The sequence below is a fragment of the Streptomyces sp. ALI-76-A genome (genome assembly GCF_030287445.1).
In the GTDB taxonomy this organism is placed as follows: Bacteria; Actinomycetota; Actinomycetes; order Streptomycetales; family Streptomycetaceae; genus Streptomyces.
The window spans coordinates 967,199-986,521 of the sequence record NZ_JASVWB010000004.1; the positions used below are offsets into that span (position 1 = coordinate 967,199).

13 protein-coding genes and 2 pseudogenes are annotated in these 19,323 nt (G+C 72.9%); 8 read left to right on the forward strand and 7 right to left on the reverse strand.

Annotated elements, in window-relative coordinates:
- Window positions 1–6: 6 nt before the first annotated feature.
- From QQS16_RS40375 to QQS16_RS40385, 3 genes are all read left to right on the forward strand, one after another.
- Complete coding sequence (locus QQS16_RS40375; protein ID WP_286067622.1) at window positions 7–2,619, forward strand: ATP-grasp domain-containing protein; 2,613 nt, start codon at window positions 7–9, stop codon at window positions 2,617–2,619.
- Window positions 2,619–5,114 (forward strand): MFS transporter, encoded by a 2,496-nt coding sequence (locus QQS16_RS40380; protein WP_286067624.1) that lies wholly within the window; start codon window positions 2,619–2,621, stop codon window positions 5,112–5,114. Before QQS16_RS40375 ends, QQS16_RS40380 begins: the two co-directional genes overlap by 1 nt.
- A gap of 906 nt (window positions 5,115–6,020) precedes the next feature.
- The gene (locus QQS16_RS40385) at window positions 6,021–7,241 is read left to right on the forward strand and encodes an MFS transporter (protein ID WP_353479751.1); all 1,221 of its coding nucleotides are present in this window, start codon (window positions 6,021–6,023) and stop codon (window positions 7,239–7,241) included.
- A gap of 367 nt (window positions 7,242–7,608) precedes the next feature.
- Here QQS16_RS40385 and QQS16_RS40390 read toward each other — a convergent pair.
- Window positions 7,609–8,077 (reverse strand): annotated as a pseudogene (locus tag QQS16_RS40390) (transposase); the annotation flags it as partial.
- Between the two features lie 187 nt (window positions 8,078–8,264).
- Window positions 8,265–9,290, reverse strand: a complete 1,026-nt coding sequence (locus QQS16_RS40395) for a LuxR family transcriptional regulator (protein ID WP_286067627.1) — start codon at window positions 9,288–9,290, stop codon at window positions 8,265–8,267.
- 167 nt (window positions 9,291–9,457) lie between these two features.
- Between QQS16_RS40395 and QQS16_RS40400 the strand changes: the two genes are divergently transcribed.
- From QQS16_RS40400 to QQS16_RS40410, 4 genes and pseudogenes are all read left to right on the forward strand, one after another.
- Window positions 9,458–9,670 carry a hypothetical protein gene (locus QQS16_RS40400; RefSeq protein WP_286067628.1) on the forward strand — a complete coding sequence of 71 codons (213 nt, stop codon included), beginning with the start codon at window positions 9,458–9,460 and terminating at the stop codon, window positions 9,668–9,670.
- A gap of 147 nt (window positions 9,671–9,817) precedes the next feature.
- Window positions 9,818–10,795 (forward strand): annotated as a pseudogene (locus tag QQS16_RS43665) (AMP-binding protein); the annotation flags it as partial.
- 217 nt (window positions 10,796–11,012) lie between these two features.
- A complete protein-coding gene (locus tag QQS16_RS40405) occupies window positions 11,013–12,011 on the forward strand; it encodes an O-methyltransferase (RefSeq protein ID WP_286067630.1) in 999 nt (332 codons plus the stop codon).
- 3 nt (window positions 12,012–12,014) lie between these two features.
- Window positions 12,015–12,761, forward strand: a complete 747-nt coding sequence (locus QQS16_RS40410) for an isocitrate lyase/PEP mutase family protein (protein WP_286067632.1) — start codon at window positions 12,015–12,017, stop codon at window positions 12,759–12,761.
- A gap of 174 nt (window positions 12,762–12,935) precedes the next feature.
- On the opposite strand, the gene metK is transcribed toward QQS16_RS40410, so the two are convergent.
- The 5 genes from metK to QQS16_RS40435 all read right to left on the reverse strand — a co-directional run bounded on the left by metK (window position 12,936) and on the right by QQS16_RS40435 (window position 18,244).
- On the reverse strand, window positions 12,936–14,129 hold the full coding sequence (gene metK / locus QQS16_RS40415) for a methionine adenosyltransferase (protein ID WP_286067633.1): 1,194 nt from the start codon (window positions 14,127–14,129) through the stop codon (window positions 12,936–12,938).
- A 130-nt stretch (window positions 14,130–14,259) separates the two neighbouring features.
- Window positions 14,260–15,231, reverse strand: a complete 972-nt coding sequence (locus QQS16_RS40420; RefSeq protein ID WP_286067634.1) for an aldo/keto reductase — start codon at window positions 15,229–15,231, stop codon at window positions 14,260–14,262.
- Window positions 15,232–15,258: 27 nt separating this feature from the next.
- Entirely contained in the window at window positions 15,259–16,113 is an 855-nt protein-coding gene (locus QQS16_RS40425; protein ID WP_286067636.1) for an SDR family oxidoreductase, read from the reverse strand.
- 29 nt (window positions 16,114–16,142) lie between these two features.
- Complete coding sequence (locus tag QQS16_RS40430; protein ID WP_286067637.1) at window positions 16,143–17,255, reverse strand: ParB N-terminal domain-containing protein; 1,113 nt, start codon at window positions 17,253–17,255, stop codon at window positions 16,143–16,145.
- Window positions 17,256–17,878: 623 nt separating this feature from the next.
- Complete coding sequence (locus QQS16_RS40435; RefSeq protein WP_286067638.1) at window positions 17,879–18,244, reverse strand: YybH family protein; 366 nt, start codon at window positions 18,242–18,244, stop codon at window positions 17,879–17,881.
- A 102-nt stretch (window positions 18,245–18,346) separates the two neighbouring features.
- Here QQS16_RS40435 and QQS16_RS40440 point away from each other — a divergent pair, with 102 nt between their 5' ends.
- A complete protein-coding gene (locus tag QQS16_RS40440) occupies window positions 18,347–19,270 on the forward strand; it encodes a LysR family transcriptional regulator (protein WP_286067640.1) in 924 nt (307 codons plus the stop codon).
- The last annotated feature ends 53 nt before the right edge of the window (window positions 19,271–19,323 follow it).

Sequence of the window (19,323 nt, forward strand, 5' to 3'; positions counted from 1 at the left end):
CCGGACATGGACGAGCCGCTGCAAGGTCGAGAGCGCCCGAACGCCTTCCTGCTGGCCGGGTCCTTCCTGGTCGTCTGTCGGTCACCCGCCTACCTGCAGGAGCTGACCCGCCGTGGGCTGAAGATCCTGCTCATCACCCCCGCGGCGGGCCGGGAGGAGGCCCTGGCGCAGGCCGCCGACCCGGACCACCCGGCCGCCGCCATCGACGACTTCGCCTTCCTCGACGGCGACCCCGGCCGGGAGAACTCCTACCTGCCCGCGGCGGTGGCGGCCGCCCGCCGCTGGCGCGAGCGGTACCGGATCGTCGGTGCCTGCGCGGTCGGGGAGACCCAGGTCGAGCCGACCGGGCTGCTCGCGGACGCCCTCGGGCTGCCGACCCCCGGACTGCGCGCCACCCGCGCCTGTCGCAGCAAGTACCTCCAGCGCTGGTACCTGCCCGAGTTCAGCCCCGCCGCCGCCATCGTCCCCGCCGGGCAACGGGACGGCGTCGACGCCGACAACCTGCCCTACCCGGTCGTCCTCAAGCCCGCCGGGCGGCACTCCAGCTCTGGCGTGGCGACCGTCGCCGACCCGGTCGAACTGCGGGCCGCGCTGGCCGACTGTCCCGCACACGAGACCCTGCTGATCGAGGACAGGGTCGCCGGGCAGGAGTACTCGGTCGAATCCTTGGTTCAGGACGGGCGGACCGTCTTCGCCTCCGTCACCCGCAAGGACACCACGGACACGCACGCGGCCACCTTCGTCGAGCTGTCCCACACCGTGCCCGGCGACCGCCCGGACCACCGGGAGACCCTCCTGGAGGCCAACCGGCGGATGCTGGCCGCGCTCGCCTTCCGGGACGGCGTCTCCCACGCCGAGTGGCGCGTCACCGCCGACGGCCGACCCGTCCTGATGGAGGTCGCCGCCCGTCCGCCGGGCGACGGCCTGTGCGTGCTGTACGAATTGGCCACCGGAGCCTCGCTGGAGCGGCAGATCATCCGGATCGCCCTGGGCGAGCCCGCCGCCTACCCCGCCCCCGTCCGGGTGGCCCGCCAGGTCTACCTGGAGCACACGCGGGGCGTCCTGGCGGACGTCACCGTCGACGGCTTCGACGTCACCCCGGCCTGGGTCGGCGAGCGCGGGCTGTGGCCGCGCCTGCGGCCCGGCGCCGCCGACGACCCGCCGACCCTGCGCGCGGTCCTCGTCCACCAGGACCGCGGCGCCCGCCTGGGGGAGTTGCGCAGCTCCGAGGACCGGGCCGTCTCCTTCCTCATCGACGCCGCGACCGTCGCCGAACTGGACGAGCTGGAAGCCGAGGTCCGCGCTGCCGTCACCGTCCACACCGTGCCGGACCGGTCCGGCACGCCGGACGGCGTCACCCACGTCCTGGTGGGATACAGCCCCGTCATGCTCGGCAAGCTGGACGGCCTGCTGCCCGCCGGCTCGGTGCTGGTTCTGGAGGAGCCCGACGTCATCGAGGCCCGGCAGCTCGCCGGTCTCGCCGAGCGGCACGCCTGCGTGGCCGCCCTGCTGCCCGCGCCCGTCCAGGACGAGGAGCACCCCGAGCGGATCGGCCGCGTGGTGCCGCGACTGCCGGGGGTCCGCGCCGTCGTCCCCGTCGTCGAGTACGCCGTGGTGGCCGCCGCCGCGCTCGCCGAGGAGTGGGGCCTGCCCGGGGCGGGTACGAAGGCGGCCCTCGTGCTGCGCGACAAGGGCCTGCTACGGGCCGCGCTCGCCGACACCGATCTGGCCCAGCCGGCCTGGGCGCTCGCCGAGGGGCCCGGCGACGTGGCCGCCTTCCGCGCCACGCAGGGCGGCGAGGCCGTGCTCAAGCCCGCCAACCGACAGGCCAGCCTGGGCGTGCAGGTGCTGGGTCCGGACGACGACGTGACGGCGGCCTGGGCGCACACCACGGGCGCCGACGAGCCCGCGCTGCGCGCCCGATACGCCGGCACCGCCCGCTACCTCGTCGAACAGCGGCTGCGCGGACTGGAGGTGAGCGTGGAGGCCGTCGTGCGCGAGGGCACCGTCGGCTTCACCAACACCACCGCCAAGACGGTCCAGGACTCCCGCCACCCGGTGGAGACCGGCCACACCGTCCCGGCCGCGCTGCCGACCGCCACCGAGGCCGAACTGCGCCGCTCGCTCACCCTTCTCGCCGAGACGATCGGCTTCCGCTCCGGGATCCTGCACTCCGAGTGGATCCTGGCGGAACCGGACGGCCGCCCGCACCTGATCGAGTGCGCCGGCCGGATGCCCGGCGGCGGTATCACCGTCCTGATCGATCTCGCATACGACACCGACATCCTCACAAGCCTGCTGCGGGTTCTGGAGGGCCGTGGACCCGTCGAGCCGCGGCCGGTCCGGCGCGGCGCCGCCGTGCGGTTCCTGACGCCGCCGCCGGGCCGGGTCGAGTCGGTGTCGGGCGCCGGCCGGGCGCGCGCCGCGCAGGGCGTGCACGAGGTGCACCTCGCGGTCGGGCCGGGCGTCACCGCCCGCGCCGTCACCAACTCCTGGGAGCGGGCCGGCTTCGTCATCGCCACCGGTGCCGACGGCGCGGCGGCGGCACGGCACGCCGAACACGCGTCCGGGTTGATCGACATCGTCACGGCCGCCGCGTCGCCGACCGGGGAGGCGTGATGGGCCGCTCCCTCTTGCGCGACTACGTCCCGGCCACGCCCAACGGACGGGCCTTCGCCGTCATCTCGCTCGTCAACGCGGTCGGCACCGGACTGTACCTGGCCGCCTCCGCGGTCTTCTTCGTCCGCTCCGTGGGCCTGACCCCCGCCGAGGTCGGCACCGGCCTGGCGATCTCCGGAGTGGTCGGTTTCCTGACCACGGTGCCGATCGGCGCGGCCGGGGACCGCTTCGGGGCTCGGCGCACCCTCATCGCCCTCCAGCTGTGGCGGGCCGGGGGCTTCGCCGTGCTGTGCCTCGTCCAGGGCTTGGTCGGCTTCACGCTCGTCTCCTGCGCCCTGGCCGCCGCCGAGGCGGCGACCCAGCCGATGACCCAGGCGGTCGCGTCCGCGACGGTCGCCGGCACCGACCGCACCCGCACCATGGCGATCATCCGCACGGTGCGCAACGCCGGCTTCTCCCTCGGGGCGCTGCTGGCCGCGCCGTTGCTGACCGCCGACAGCGTATGGACCTACCGGGCCATCGTCCTCGCGACCTCCGCCGCCTTCGTCACGTCGGCCCTCATGCTCACCCGGCTGCGGCTTGGCGGGGCCGACACCGTGCAGCGGAGGGTCGGCCCCCTCACCGCCGTGCGGCAGTTCCGCGACTGGCGCTACGGACTGCTGACCGTCCTCAACGGCATCCTGAACCTGCACGTCACGATCCTGTCCGTGGGCATTCCGCTGTGGGCGCTCGAGGCCACCGAGATGCCCGCCGGGGTGCTGCCCTTCCTGGTACTGATCAACACGCTGATGTCGATCGTGCTCCAGGTGCCGATCGCGAGGGGCGCCGAGCGCGAGGGCGGCGCGGCGCGCGCCCTGCGCCTGGGCGGCGGGGCCATGGCCCTGTGCTGCCTGGCTCTGGCGGCGGCGGCCGGGCCCGAGTCGGCCTGGGCTGCCGCGGCCGTCCTCGCCCTGGGCTGCGTGCTGCTGACCTTCGGGGAGATGTGGCAGGCCACCGGCGGCTGGGAACTCAGTTACGACTTCGCACCCGAGGACCGCAAGGGCGTCTACCTCTCCGTGTTCAGCCTCGGCGGCACCGGCCAGCGCATCGCGGGCCCCGCCCTGGTCACCTCCGTCGTCATCGCCGCCGGCCCGGCCGGCTGGATCGCCTTCGCGGCGGTGTTCTGTCTGGCCGCACTCCTCGTCACCCCCGTCACCCGCCTGCTGCGGACCGCTCCTGCCGGCGCCGAAGACGCGGCCGGCACCGCCGAAGGTCACCTCTCCCCGGACCCCCGCACCTCCCGGGAACTGCTCCTCGTCGGCGTCGGCGTCATGGGCCGGCCCTACCTGGACGCCGCCGCCCGGCTCGGCCTGCGGGTCCGCGCCGTGGAGTCGGAGGCCGCCTGGGACAACCGACCGACGGAACACGCCGAGCGCTTCTACCGGGTGCGGGGCGACCGTGAGGAGTCCTGGACGGCGGCGGTCGCGGACGCCGTCGCCGAGCGACTGCCCGACGGCCTGATCGGCTTCGCCGAACCGCAGGTCATCGCGTCCGCGCTGGCCCAGGAGCGGTTCGGGCTGCGCGGACCCTCGCTGCACGCCGCCGTCATCTCCCGCAACAAGGCCCTGCAGCGCGCCGTGTTCGGCGCGCACGGCGTCTCCCAACCGGAGCACCTGCACGTCGGCCGGATCGCCGAGGCCCGCGCGTGGATGCTCCGGCGGCTGCCGGTCGTCGTCAAACCGCTCACCCTGGCCGGCAGCGAGGGCGTGGAACTGGTCCGCACCCCGGCCGCCGTCGACGAGGTCGTCGCCCGGCGCGGCGCCGAGGGCCAACTGCTGGTCGAGGAGGCCGTCCAGGGCCCCGAGTACAGCTGGGAGGCGCTGGTCCGGGAGGGCGAGGTGATCTTCGAGAACCTCACCGCGAAGGAGACCACGCCCCCGCCGTACTTCGTCGAACTCGCCCACCGCTGCGGCCACGACGCCGGCGCCGCGGGCACCCCGCGGGTGCGGGAGCTGACGCATGGGGTGCTGCGGGCCCTCGGCATGCGTACCGGCCTGGTGCACCTGGAATTCCGGATGGCCGAGCGCGGTCCGGTGCTCATGGAGGTGGCGGTGCGCACCCCCGGCGACTACCTGCCCGACGCGATCAGCCTGGCGTACGGCTTCGACCTGTACGAGGCGGTGGTGCGGCTGTCGCTCGGGCTGCCCGTGCCCGAACTGCCGCGCCGGCCCGTGTCCTACCCGGCCACGCTCTTCCCGACCGCCGAGCCCGGCACCATCCGGGAGATCACCGGCGTGGAGCGTGTCCTGGCGCATCCGGCGGTGGTCCGGGTCCGGCTGCGCAAGGGACCGGGCGACGTGGTCCGCCCGCTGACCTCGTCCGCCCAGCGCATGGGCCACGTGCTGATCAACGCGGCCTCACCGACCGCACGTGAGGACGCCGTCAAGTTCGTACGGGAGACCCTGCGCGTCGCCGTCACGCCCACCGAGCCCGACGCCCCGCATGCGCCGGGCTGAGCCGGAGGAGCGTACCGCCGCGCTCCCCTCCTCGGCGACCGCGTCGCCGACGTTCGCAGACCTGGTCGGCAGCACCCCGATGCTGCGGCTGCGTCTGGACGGACTGCCGCCCGGCGCGCGCTTCCTGGCCGGCCGGAGTCCGCCGATCCCGGCGGCAAGGACCGGGCGGCCCCGGACACGGTGTGCGCGGCCCAGGAGGCCGGGTCGCTCGCCCCCCGGCACGACCGTCATCGAGACCATCTCGGGCCGTACCGGAATCACCCTGGCCGCGCGGGCCGCCGCCCGCAGCCGGCCGTGCCGGATCATGCTGCCCGACGGCGCATCCGAGGAACGGGTGCCGACGCTGCGTGTGCCTGGCGTGGCCGCGGACCGGCAGCACGAGGCTCCCGACCATCGGCCTGGTCCTGTGCGACCTGCCCGCCTGCGGGACCCGGGTGGACGTGGAGACGTCCGCATCCGGCCAGACGTACGCGCTGCTCGACCACGACGACCGCCTGGGGCCCTGGACGAGCTCTTCACGGCCGTCGGGGACGGGATGCGTACGCGGTGATCCCCGTACCGGGGCGGCGCGGACCGGTTCGCGCAGCTCGCCCGGGGAGCCGCCGTGTGCGCGGCCGGCCACCTGACGGCGGCGGACGAGCGCGACCACGTCCGCGACGCGTGACCAGGAAGCACCCGGACCGCCCGGCACCCGTTTCGCGGCCTGTGCGGTGGTTCCTCATCCCTCATCTACCGGCAGGGCCCAGACCTGAACCGTCCCTGCGGTGTTGCGCGGCCCGCGCGTCGCGCAGAATCTTGCGGGCGTGCCGAGATGTGCGAGCCCGTGCCTGGCGCGGGAGGGCGGGAGGGAATGGAATGGGCGTCAGCCGGATCATCCCCCCTGCGGGGCCCCCACGGACACTGGCCTTGGCCCAGCTGACCAATTCCGTGGGCGACGGCGCCTACTACGTCTGTTCGGTTTTGTACTTCAGTCGGATCGTCGGGCTCTCGGCGACCCAGATCGGCGGCGCCCTCACCCTCGGCTGGGCTCTGGGGGCCGTCGCGGGCGTGCCGGTCGGCCACCTGGCCGACCGGCGGGGACCCCGTGGCATTGCGATGCTGATGTCGGTGGCGACCGGGGCGGCCGTGGGGTCGTTCCTGTTCGTGCGGTCCTACCCGGCGTTCCTCGTCGCGGTGTGCGTGTACACGTGCTGCCAGTGCGGCCTCGCGGCGGCGCGGCAGGCCCTGCTGGCGGGGTTGGTCGAGCCGGCCCGGCGTACCGAGACGCGGGCGTACCTGCAGTCGACGGTGAACGCCGGGCTGGCGCTGGGTGCGGCACTGGGCGGCATCGTCCTGCAGATCGACACGGAGGCGTCGTATCTCGCGGCGCTGGCTGTGGACGCGGTGAGCTTCGGCCTGGCGGCCTTGGTGCTGCGACGGCTGGCGGTCCTGCCGGGGCGCGGGGGACCCGCCGGCCGCCGGGGTGAGCCGAGCCTGTCCGTGCTCCGGGACCGCCCCTACGCCCTGGTGTCCCTGCTGAACATGATCATGCTGCTCTACATGCCGCTGCTGAGCGTGGTGCTGCCGCTGTGGATCGTGGAGCGCACCGAGGCGCCGGGCTGGACGGTGTCGGCGCTGCTGGTGCTCAACACGGTCAGCGTGGTCCTCTTCCAGGTGCGGATGGCCGCGCGGGTGACGGGCCTGCGGTCGGCTTCCCGGGCGATACGGCACTCCGGGGCCGTGATGCTGCTCGCCTGCGTCTGCTTCGCCCTGTCCGCCGCGGGCACGTCGGCCTGGTCCGCCGGGCTGGCGCTGCTGGTCGCCGCGGCTGTCCAGGTCGTCGGGGAGATGCTGCTCGGCTCCGGCTCCTGGGAGATCGGTTTCGCCCTCGCCCCGGCCGACAAACAGGGTCAGTACCAGGGCTTCTACGGTGCCGGCACCGCCGTCGCCCGTCTGATAGGCCCACTCCTCGTCACCGCGCTGGTCCTGTCCTGGGGCACCCTGGGCTGGCTCACGCTCGGCGCCCTGTTCCTCGCGGCGGGCACGGCCATGGGACCGGCGGTCCGCTGGGCCACCGCCACCCGCACGATCACCCCCCGCGACGACACCGAGGCCCCGTCGGACCATCGGCCGGAGGCCCGCCGCTGACCTGGCGGTCGACGGGTGGCCGAGGCGGCCTGCGGGCCACCGCTGTTCGGTGGCCGCGAGGCGACGACGGGCCGGGTTCCCGCGCCGGGGACCGCGCGGTGCGCTGGGTCGCGACCCAGCGTGGCCCCTGGGAGGCCCGCCGCTGCCCCGGCCGTCGGCCGGTGAGCGTGAGGCGGCCTCCGGCCGGCCCCGGGCGCCCAGGCCCGCCGACGGCGTACAGCAGCCCTCGGCCGGAGTCGATCATCTGCGGGGTGGGCGAGTGGAAGGCGCCGACGAGTGATCCGGTCGGGGCGGCCGACGCAGGCAACCGCTCGGTGAGGTGGCCGTGCGGGGGGTGCCTCTGTGTCCTTCGTCGAGCCTGAGTTGGTCATGCGGCGGTTGCTTCAGGGACGCGTGGTTCGTAGATGGTGCCGTCGCGGAGCATGGCGAACAGCACGCTGATGCGGTGGCGGGCGAGGCGGAGGAGGGCGGGGGTGTGAGTCTTGCCCCGGGCCCGGCATTGTTCGTAGGAGGTGCGGGCGGCGGGGTCGTGCAGGGGTTCGAACGCGGACAGGAACGTGGCGTGTCTGAGCCGCCGGTTTCCGCCTCGTGGTGCGTGCTCGCCGTGGATCGAGGTTCCCGAGGACTTCGTCGTCGGGGCCAGGCCGGCGTAGGAGGCGAGGTGGGCGGCGACGGGGAAGCTGGTGCCGTCGCCGACGGTGACCAGCACAACGGCGGCGGTCCTGACCCCGACCCCCGGCATCGAGGTCAGGACCTTGGGAAGAGGATGCTCCTCCAGCGGGGCTTTGATCTGGCTCCAGGGCCCGGCGCTGTTCGTGGACGGCGGCGAGCGCGTCGGTCAGCGCGGTGACGAAACGATCGGGATGGCGGTTGATCCTCCCGCTTTCGGCCGCGAGTAATTGCCTGACCGACGGCAGCGGCGGTATGGGATTCTCGTTCGCGGCCGGCGCATAGGGCGTCGTGGGCGCGGTGCTCCTGGTATGGGAACCGGGCGGCGGGGGAGCGGCGAAAGGCAAACGATGGTCAGCCTAATTGGGTGGCGCGGCCCGTCGCAATGCCTACTCGCCTGCCCGGCACCGCGCGGGTGCCCTTTGTCGCCGAGCCCTGGGAATGACCGGACTGCCGGTCGCCGGCTGATTGATCGCTCAGCGCCATGAGGTAGCCCAGTTGCAGCCGGTGCTGCGCACCGTAATCGTCCTTGAGTCGGGCCACATGGGCCTGCAGAGAACGCAGACTGAGGCCCAGCCGGCGGGCGATCTCCTTGTCCGAGCGGCCTTCGATGAGCAGTTTTCGCATCGATTCCCGCATGTCCGGGATCACTTCCGAGGCGGCTTCCGCGGCGCGCACCGGAACGAAGGGATAGGGCTCGGCCCGGTCCCACTGGCGGTCGAAGAGGTCCGCCAGGAAGCCGACCACCGCGGGCTCCCGGACCAGTACGGCCGTCCTGCGGTCCGCGCTGCCCGGGATGAACGCGACCGCCCGGTCGATGATGATGAGCCGCTCGAAGAACTCGGGCAGCGTCCGTACCTGGGCACCGAACTCCGTCACCGCCTTGACGTATTTTTTCGTCGGTTCGTCGAACCGGGTGCTGTGCTGGTACAGCGTGCGCATGGCCACGCCTGCCGCCAGCTGGCGGCGCACCGCGTCCAGCGCGTCCTGCAGGACGGCGTCCGGGCGCGGTCCGTCCGGCTGGGCGGTGAGGATCTCGCCGCGGGCCCCGTCCAGCTCATTCTGTATGGCGCAATTGATCTCCGGAAGGCCGTTCATGTAGCGAAAAGCGGAATTAATCGTCCCGCTTTCGTCCGGCGCCTTACGGGTATCCGGCGCGGGGTGCCGGTCCACCGGCGCCCAATCGGCCTGTTCGGCGACCGCGCGCGACAGCTCGCTGAGTGCTTCGGCGACGTTGCGCATGGTGGTGCGGTAGTCGGCGGTGCCTTCCGTGAGCCTGCCGGAGCAGGCGGCTATTGCGTCCTGGAACGGGTTGGCTCCTCCCCGCGGCGAGTCCATCCCCGCGATTTCGGTGCCCGTTTTACGCTGAGCTGTATTCATTTGAAATCCTTCGCTTTGCGGCACTGCGCCGAACCGAGGCATGCCGGGTCTTTTGTGTTCGGGCCGGGGTCGGGACGGTTGTTCTGCCGGGGAGTGAGCGGGGCGCTGGGCCTGCAGAATTCCGACCACTCAACATTTTCCGACGTCTTTCCAGTGAAGGGGAAGTTGTGTACGGGCGTCTCACTGTCAGTGTTCGTTCGATCACCAAGGGGATGGTCGCGGCGGCGGCCCTGATGGTGCTCGGCGCGACGCCGGGGCACGCGGCCACCGGCAGGCCGGGCGCCGAGGACGAGTTCCGGATCGTCACAGACGTGGGCTGGAACCGCCTCCAGGACGTCGGCTGGAACAGGTTCGACGTGAGCGCGCACGGCGTCGCCTGACCAGGCGCCGGCCCTGGGCGACCGGGAGGTCTCAGATGCACCGCAGCCAACAGCCGTGCCATCCGCGCGCCCGATGGGGGGAGTCCGACCGTGAGGGCCGTTGAGGCCGTCCTGCACCGCCATGCCGAGGACGGCGACCGGCCGCTCGTGGAGGTGACGGCGGAGCGCGGGACCAGGGTCTCCTACTCCTACCGCGACACCACCCGGGCTGCCCGCGGCCTGGGCGACCGGCTGCTCGAGGCGGCGGGCCATGCCCGCACCCGTCGGCCGATGCGCGTGGGCATCGTCTGCGGGGACATCCCGGAGTTCGCCGCGGCGGAGCTCGCCCTGCTGGCCCTGCTGGCCCCCGGCTGCCCTGTGCCGCCCGGCGCCTCCGCCCGGACGGCCGCCGCCCTGCTCGCCGACGTCGAGGCCGTCGTCGTCGACGGTCCCGGCCGCGCCCGGCTGGAGGCCTGGGACCGCCGGCGCGTGCTGCGCGACGGTTGCCCGGTGATCCCGGCCGACGTCGCCGAACTCGCCGCCACCGCCCGCGGCCCGTACCGCACCCCGACCGACACGCGCGACCGGATCTGCAAGATCCTTCCCGGTTCGACGGCCTCCGGGCCGGGCGGGGCCGCACGGGCCGGTATCCGCGCGCACGCGGTCGCCGCGCTCCTGGACTCGCTGCGTGCCGAGGTGCCGACCGGGACCTTCGCCCGGACCGCGGTCACCGTGCCGCTCGGAACGCCGGGGCAGCAGGTGGCCGCGCTGCCCCTGGCACTGCTCGACCGGGGCTGCCTGGTGCTCCCTCCGCCGGACACCGGGCCCGGAACGCCGGGCGACTGGACGACGGCGGCCCGGCCCACCGCCCTGGCCGTCACCCCGGCCGTGGCGGTCGCGCTGATCGGCGCCGCCCGCACCGCGCGCCGCGAGGGCCGACCGGTCCCCTCGGCCGTCTTCGGCACCGCCGAGGTGCCGCTGCTGTGGTGCGGCACGGACGTGCCCCAGAGCCTGCTGCGGGAGCTCGACGGTCTGGGCCTGCCCGTGTACGCGGGTTACGGACTGCCCGAGAGCACCGCCGTCGTCAGCTGGAACACCCCCGGCGCCCGACGGGCCGGCACGGTCGGCCGGGCGCTGGCTCAGGTGCACACCGGCATCGGCCCGGACGGCGAACTCCTGGTCGGCGGCGCGGCGCTGGCCGAGGACCTGACGCCGGACGACTGGCGCAGCGGACACCCGGTGATCGACGGCTGGCTCCACACCGGGGTCCGGGCCACCATCGACGCGGACGGGTTCGTCCACCTTCTGGGCCCGGCGCGCGGAGTGTCCCGGCGAACCCGTCACCCCCGAGGTCGGCCGGCTGTTGTACTCCCTGGTCCGCTCCATGCGCCCGGCCCGCGTCGTGGCGTTCGGCGGCGCCGCGCCGGGTACGTTGGACCAGCTCGCCGCCGGGCCCAGGGCCAACGGCACCGGACACGTCGTCGGATACGTGCCCGACCCGCGCAGGGCCGCCGCGGCCCGGGCCCGACTGGCCGCGGCCGGGCTCATCGGCTGGGCCGAGGTCCGCGGCGCCGACCTGCACGAACTCGGCCCCGCACCGGAGGCCGCACCCGACCCCGTCGATCTCGTGCTGTTCGACTGCCGTCCGGAGGCATCGCTGGTCGCGCTCGCCGCGCTGGAGCGCCGGATGCGGCCCGGCACGATCGTGCTCGCCATGGACCCCGCTCCGACCGGTCCCTACCTGGACCGCGTCCGGGACGGCGACGACTACCTCTCGATCGCCCTTCCGGTCGGCGCGGGCCTGGAGGGTGTCCACCCGACTCACCCCGGCCCCCGCCACCACGCCCGTCAGGCTCGCGACCGCGCCTTCTGTTCCGTCCCGGCATCCTGGCGGGGAGTGATCTTGAGCAGTACGCACTCGGAGATCTGTGTCGCCGGGGCATGCCGGCGACGCGTGTCCGTCCCGCAGCGCCCGTCCGCCCACGCACGCACGTCACCCTCGCGGGAACGGCCCGCCGCCCCCGTGGCCGAAGCCTTGCGCGATTCCGTGCACGGCAGCAGCGTCACGGCGCCGAGCGGGCTCGCGACCCGGTGGTTCGACGCCATCGCCCAGGAGCTCACCGGCTCCTTCGAGGCGCATGCGGCACTGGGCACCCACCCCCGGCGGCGTCCACGCCGAACCGACCGGCGAGGACGCCACCGCATCCGTGGGCGGAACGCGCGACGTGCGCCCCGCCGACATCACGAGCGCTCTGCGACCGCCCGCGCCCCGCGGGTGAAGGCCGTCGGCACCGGACCTCGCCGAACTGCTCGCCGAGCGTTACGCGCCCCTGCTCCCGTCACCGCCGACTCCCGGAGGTAAGCCATGTCGACCCGAACCCGCACCGAGGCCGAGGCCTTCCGCGCCCTGCACGACCGGCCCGAGCGCGCGGACCCGCTGGTCATTCCCAACGTGTGGGACGTGGTGAGCGCCCGTGCGTTCGCGGACGCCGGACACCGTGCCCTCGCCACCTCCAGTGCCGCCGTCACAGCGGTCCTGGGGTACCAGGACGGAGGCGACATCCCGGCCGACGAGATGTTCGACGCCCTCACCCGGATCGTGCGCGCCGTAGGTGTCCCGGTGACCGTGGACATCGAGGACGGGTACGGGCTGCCGCCCGGGGAGATCGTCGACCGCCTGCTCACCATGGGCGCCGTCGGCTGCAACCTCGAGGACACCGATCACCGCTCCGGCACCCTCAAGGACGCCCACCGGCACGCCGACTGGCTGGCGGAGGTCACCGTCGCCGCCGGTGACCGGCTGGTCGTCAACGCCCGGGTGGACACCTTCCTGCACGGCGACCGGGGCGTGGAGGAGACGATCCGTCGAGGTCTCCTCTACACCGAGGCCGGCGCGGACGTGGTCTACCCGATCCTCGCCCCCGTCCACCTGCTGCCCGATCTCGCCGAAGCGGTCCGCACCCCGCTCAACGCCCTCTTCCGGCCCGACGGGCCGGACTTCGCCGAACTGGGGTGGCTGGGCGTCTCCCGGGTCACGTTCGGTGCGGGCCTGTACGACCGTGCCACGGCGGCCCTGGCCGACATCGCCCGCGATCCAGCGGCAGGCGGCTGACCGGGTCCCGGGCTGCGGAGCCGGGTCACACGGCGCCGGCGGGACGCGCGGAAGCGGTCACGAAGCCGTCCCGGCCGGCCGGAGGCACCGCGTACGACCGGGCCCTACGGCGCCGGGGCGAGACCGACCCATGCCGGCCTCGCCCCGGGCGACTCGGAGGCTCTGACGCGCGCGTCAGAGCCCGGCCACCGCACGCAGGGCGGCGGCCCGGTCGGTGCGCTCCCAGGTGAAGTCGGGCAGCTCGCGGCCGAAGTGGCCGTACGCGGCGGTCTGCGCGTAGATCGGGCGCAGCAGGTCCAGGTCGCGGATGATCGCCGCCGGGCGAAGGTCGAAGACCTCGTCGATCGCCTTCCCGATCGTGTCGGGGCCGACCGTGTGCGTGCCGAAGGTCTCGACGAACAGGCCGACCGGCTCCGCCTTGCCGATGGCGTAGGCGACCTGGACCTCGCAGCGGGCGGCCAGCCCGGCGGCGACGACGTTCTTCGCGACCCAGCGCGTGGCGTAGGCCGCCGAACGGTCCACCTTGGAGGGATCCTTGCCGGAGAAGGCGCCGCCGCCGTGGCGGGCCATGCCTCCGTACGTGTCGATGATGATCTTCCGGCCGGTCAGGCCCGCGTCGCCCATCGGACCACCGATGTGGAACCGGCCGGTGGGGTTGACCAGCAGGCGGCAGCCGGCGGTGTCGAGTTCGATGCCGTCACCGGCCAGCCGCGCCAGCTCGTGGTCGACGACGTGCCGGCGGACCTCCGGCAGGAGCAGGTCCTCCAGGTCGACATCCGCGGCGTGCTGCGCGGAGACGACCACGGTGTCCAGCCGCACCGCGCGGTCGCCGTCGTACTCGATGGTGACCTGGGTCTTGCCGTCGGGGCGCAGGAACGGCAGGAGGCCGGCGCGGCGCACCTGCGTGAGCCGGTGGGCCAGCCGGTGCGCGAGCCGGATGGGCAGCGGCATCAGCTCCGGCGTCTCGTCGGTCGCGTACCCGAACATCAGACCCTGGTCGCCGGCGCCCTGGGCGGCCAGCGGGTCGGCGTCCGGATCCGCCGCGTCCACACCGCGGGCGATGTCGGGGGACTGGGCGCCGATGGCCACCGAGACACCGCAGGACGCGCCGTCGAAGCCCTTCAGGGACGAGTCGTAGCCGATGTCGAGCACCGCCTCGCGGACCAGCTGCGGGATGTCCGCGTACGCCGACGTGGTGACCTCCCCGGCCACGTGCACCTGGCCGGTGGTGAGCAGCGTCTCCACGGCGACCCGCGACCGCGGGTCCTGCGCCAGCAAGGCGTCGAGGACCGTGTCGCTGATGCGGTCGGCCATCTTGTCGGGGTGGCCCTCGGTCACGGACTCCGAGGTGAACAGGCGGCGGGGCATGGCACTCCTTGGGGTCGCAGCGGCTGCTGACCGGACTGTGCCGGCGGTGCGGAACGGGACGGGACGGGACGGGACGACACGGGGGATCACGCGACGCCCCGACGGAGCGTTGCGCGGTGGACGTTCGGTCTCACCAGGCGTAGTCCTCGGGGGCCGGCCGGTGACCGGGGAAGATCTCGTCGAGCCGGGTCAGGGCCTTCGGCTCCAGCGTCACGTCCAGGGCCGCGACGGCGCTGTGCAGCTGCTCCAGCGTTCGAGGCCCTACCACGGGCGCGGTGACGGCCGGGTTGGCGAGCAGCCAGGCGAGCGCGACGTGCCCCGGCTCCTGACCGAGGTCGGCGGCGAAGTCCTCGTACTCCTGGATCTGCGCGCGCCGCGTCCGCAGCGCGGCGGCGGCCCGGGCCACCGTCCGACGGATCCCGCGGCGCTCCTCGTGCAGCACGCCGCCGAGCAGCCCGCTGTGCAGCGGGGACCACGGCAGCAGGCCGATGCCGTAGCGGCGGGCGGCCGGCACGACCTCCAGCTCGACCGTGCGCTCCAGGAGGTTGTAGTGGGATTGCTCGCTGACCAGACCGAGGAAGTGGCGGGCGCGTGCGGACTCCTGGGCCTGGGCGAGGTGCCAGCCGGCGAAGTTGCTGGACCCGACGTAGGTGATCTTCCCCTGGGCGACCAGGACCTCCATCGCCTGCCAGATCTCCTCCCACGGGGTTTCCCGGTCCACGTGGTGCATCTGGTAGAGGTCGATGTGGTCGGTGCGCAGCCGCCGGAGGCTGGCGTCGACCGCCCGGCGGATGTGAAGCGCGGAGAGCCCGCCCTCGTTGGGCCGGTCGCCCATGTCCGAGTACACCTTCGTCGCCAGCACGACCCGCTCGCGGCGGCCGCCGCCCCGGGCGAGCCAGTTGCCGATGACGGTCTCCGTCAGGCCGGGCTGCTCGGGCCAGCCGTACAGGTCCGCCGTGTCCACGAAGTTGATGCCCGCTTCGAGGGCGGCGTCCAGGATGCGGTGGGCCTCGGCCTCCTCGGTGTGCACGCCGAAGTTCATGGTGCCGAGGCAGAGCCGGGAGACGCGCAGACCGCTCCGGCCGAGGTGGGTGTACTCCATGACGGTCCCTTCGGGCGGGGGGCGGGTTCAGGCGAAGTCGTGGGCGTGGTCGGCGGCCCACTGGGCGAAGGTGCGGGCCGGCCTGCCGGTCAGTTCCTGCACGGTCGGCAGCACCGGCAGGGCGGTGGCGGGGTCCCGCTCGGTCTCGGACCACTCGCGCAGCAGGTCGCCGGCGATGCCCGGGCGCAGGAACCGCTCCGCCTCCGATCGCCACTGCTCGGGCTCGATCCGCTCGACGCGCAAGGTCCGACCGATCGCCTCGCCGATCGCGGCGACCTGCTCGGCCTGGGTGACGGCGGCCGGACCGGTGACGGTGTAGTGCGCGCCGTGGCGGTCGTCCGACAGGAGCGCGCGCACCACTGTCGCGGCCAGGTCGGCCTCGTGGATGATCGGGCAGACGGCGTCCGGGTGTGGCAGCCGGACCACGCCCTCCGCCCGGACCGACGGGGCCCACCACAGCGCGTTGGTCGCGAACGGAGCCGGCCGCAGCACCGTCCACTCGGCCGGCCCGCTGCCCGCCAGGGCCGCCTCGGCCGCACGGTACCGCGGGTAGACCCAGGAGCCGCGGTCCCGCTCGTTGTGCCCCGCGGCCCAGGCACCGGTGAAGAGGACCACCCTGCCCACCCCGGCGCGTTTCGCCGCCTCGGCGAATTCCGGAATGGCGTGCAGTACCGGGAAAAGAAAAGCCCGGTCCACTCCGTCAAGTGCTGCGGAAACATTCTCCGGTGTCGTCAGATCGCCTTTCACAACGGTCACCCCGGGCGGAAGGTCGGCTTTTTCCGGATGGCGGGTCAGTACCCGCACATCGGCTCCTTCGGCCAGCAGTTCCCGCACCACATGGCGGCCTGTCTTACCGGTGGCTCCGGTCACAAGAATGGTCATGCGGTGAGCATAGGGAAATCCTGTGATTTCTACGAGGGCCGCGATTCGGCAGTGTGCGGTGTGCGGGTGAACCCATCGGACGCCGCTGTCAGGCGACGGGGTCGATGGAATTCCGACCGCGTATGCGCGTCGGCCGCACGAGCCCGTTCCTCCAGCTGTTGTGCCGCCTGCCGCCAGGACGCGGCGCACTCGCGGGCAGCCGCCGCGACGTTGGCGGCGCAGTGCGGCGGGACCTGGTCGACCAGTTCCTCCCACCGGCTGTTGGCCAGCGCGTGGGTGTCCAGCAGGCGCAACAGGAACCGTCCGTGCTCGGTGAGCCGGACCGACGGGTCCCGCTTCAGCAGGAGCAGCGTCTCCGGCAGCGTCAAGGCGGCGACGCGGTGGGGGGAGTTCTCGGTGGTCTTCCGGGGTGCCTGCTCGGGCTGCTGCCGCTTCGGCAGCGTGAGGTCGGCGCCCTTCCGTATTCGGTCCCGCACGTCACGGGCGGTGGCCAGGGACAGTCCGCTCTCTCTGGCGATCTCCCGCAGTGTCGCGTTCGGGTGGGCGAGGGCGTACTCTCCCGCGAGCCGGCGCCGCTCGGTGTTGTCGACGAGGCGGGAGCGGCCGTCGCGGCCGATGCGGGCGTTCAACTGAGGAAGTGCATCACTCGAACGCCTGCGGATGGAGCCGACGGTCTTCGGAGACAGACCCGTGGTGGCGGCGATCATACGGTCCGACCAGTCCGGGTGGGAGCGGATGATGCGCAGCGCGGCGGCGTTGCGGTCGGCACGCGTCAGGGGCAGACCGTGGTGGGCGTTGCGCTCCACCGCCAGCAGAAACGCTTCTTTGTCGTCGCCGTCGAAGAACTGGACGTCGATGTGCGTCTGGCCGTTGAGCCGGGCCGCCCGCACGCGGTGGACGCCGTCGATGACGCGAAGGGTGGTGCGCTGGACGATGATCGGCGGCAGCGGGGAAACGGACTGGGCGAGTTGTCGGACGTGTTCCTCGTTCTCTCCGGAAATGCGTGGCGAATTCTCGGTCGACAATGAGTCGATTGCCACTTGCACAACCGGCAGGCGGTCCGCCTGGGCGTTCCACAGTTCGGCTGATTCACATATTGCGGGCGTGGTGAGGCGGACCACCCTGGATTCAGCCACAGCCATTCTCAATCTCCTTCTTCAACGCTACGTTGTTTAGGGCAGACAGAGGTGAGAGTGACGCGCGTGTCACAGCATTGGGGGCACCGTCGGGAGCGAGCTTCGGTAGGAAGCGGGCTTCGCAGTACCGGGCGTCCCCTGAACGGTCTCCCGGGAGCGGTCACCGATCGCGGGCGGCCCCGTCGATGCGACAGGAGGGGAGCATGGGAAAGCCCGGCCGCCGAGAATGCGCCGCGGCGATGTCGCATCGCGGGCTGGGCGTGCCGGGGGAGGAGGGTCCGGGCATGGAACGAAACCGCTGCCGTTCTGCGGTCATTGAATCGCGTACATTGCGTGCCACGTGAAGAGCCCCCCGTTTTGGCCCCGAATCTCGCCGTGCATAGTATCGGTTGCAGCCGAGACGTCAATGTGTGCTGGTGGCGCCTGCGTGAGTGGTCAAATCCGCTCGGCGGGCGGCGATGCTTTTTCGGGCAGGTCTCGACCATCTGGAATAATGGATCACCGCACGTATTCGGCCACGAGCGGGAACGCCGGGCACCGGATCGGTGCCCGGCCGCGCCTGGGGCGCCGGTTTTCGACCGTCACGGCCGGTGGCGCCCAGGCTCGAAGGGTCGGAACCGAGAGGTGTCTCAGTTCCCGGGCGTCCGGAACTCCGGCTGGTCGATGATGCGCAGCCAGCTGCCGTCGGCCTGGCGGCGGACCACCTGCGCACGGGCGCCGGCTCCGTCCTTGGGCGGGGTCGAGGTGAGCGCGATGTCCCCGCAGACCAGCGTCGGAAGCGGCTCCTCCGGCTCGAAGCGCGGCGCGTTGGTCAGCACCTTCTCCCACAGTTGCCGGATGGCCTCGCGCCCCACCGTCACACTGCCCGGCGGGTAGGCCATGACGGCCTCTTCCTCGTACAGCGCGGCGAGGCCGGCGGCGTCACCGGCGTTGGCGCGCTCGACGAAGAGGCGGGTGAGGTCCTCTGGCTTCATGGCCTTCTCGTTCTCGGACACTGTCATCCTTTCGTGCGGTCCGGGTACCAGCGTGGCAATTTTCCATCGTTGGCCGAGAGTAAGTCCAATCACTCATTCATATCGGGACTATAATTTCTGGTTATGGAGATTAGGCAGTTGAAGTACTTCCTTGCCGTCGCCCAAGAAGGGAACTTCACCAGGGCCGCGGAGCTGGTGCACATCAGCCAGCCCGGAATCAGTGCCCAGATTCGCCAGCTTGAAAATGATCTCGGGGCGACGCTCATCGACCGCTCCGGCCGCAGTGCCGCGCTGACCACGGTCGGCGAAGTGGTGCTCGACCATGCGAAGTCGGTGCTGGCGGCGATGGAGTCGCTGCGGCACGCCGTCGACGAGATGAACGGGCTCGTCCGCGGCAAGCTCGTCGTGGGCATGGTCACCGCGTGCACCATCACACCGCTGTTCGACGCGCTGTCCGGTTTCCATCTCGCCCATCCCGGTGTCGAGATCAGCCTCGTCGAGGACGACTCCGACAAGCTCGTCGAGTACGTCCGCGACGGCAGCGTCGACCTGGCGCTGATCGGCGCGGCCAACCGGCCGCCGGAGGACCTGGACGGCTGGCAGATCGTCAGCGAGCCGATCGTCGCCGCGGTGCCGCCCGGCCACTCGCTGGCCGGACGCGCCGGGATCACGCTCGCCGAGCTGAACGCCTACCCGATCATCTGCCTGCCCAAGGGCACCGGCATCCGGGCGGTGCTCGACCAAACCTCCGCCGCCCGTGGCCTGAACCCGACCATCGCCCTACAGGCGAGCGCCCCCGGGGCCGTGATCAACCTGGCCGAACGCGGACTCGGGGTCGCCGTGCTCTCCGAATCGATGATCGCCCACTGCGAGGGGCTGCGGACCGTGCCCATCACCGACGCCGACGTGCCCGCACTGCTGGCGTTGATCTCCGCGCCGACCAAGAGCCCGGCGCTGCAGGAGCTGTTGCTGCACTGCCGTCAGTCCTTCGGTGACCCCCGACCCGAGGACGGGGTGGTCTCGATGAGCAGGGCGGCCGCCGGGTAGCCGCCGGCGGGGACGGAAAGGGAGAGGGGTCACCGGCAATCGGCGGCCCCTCT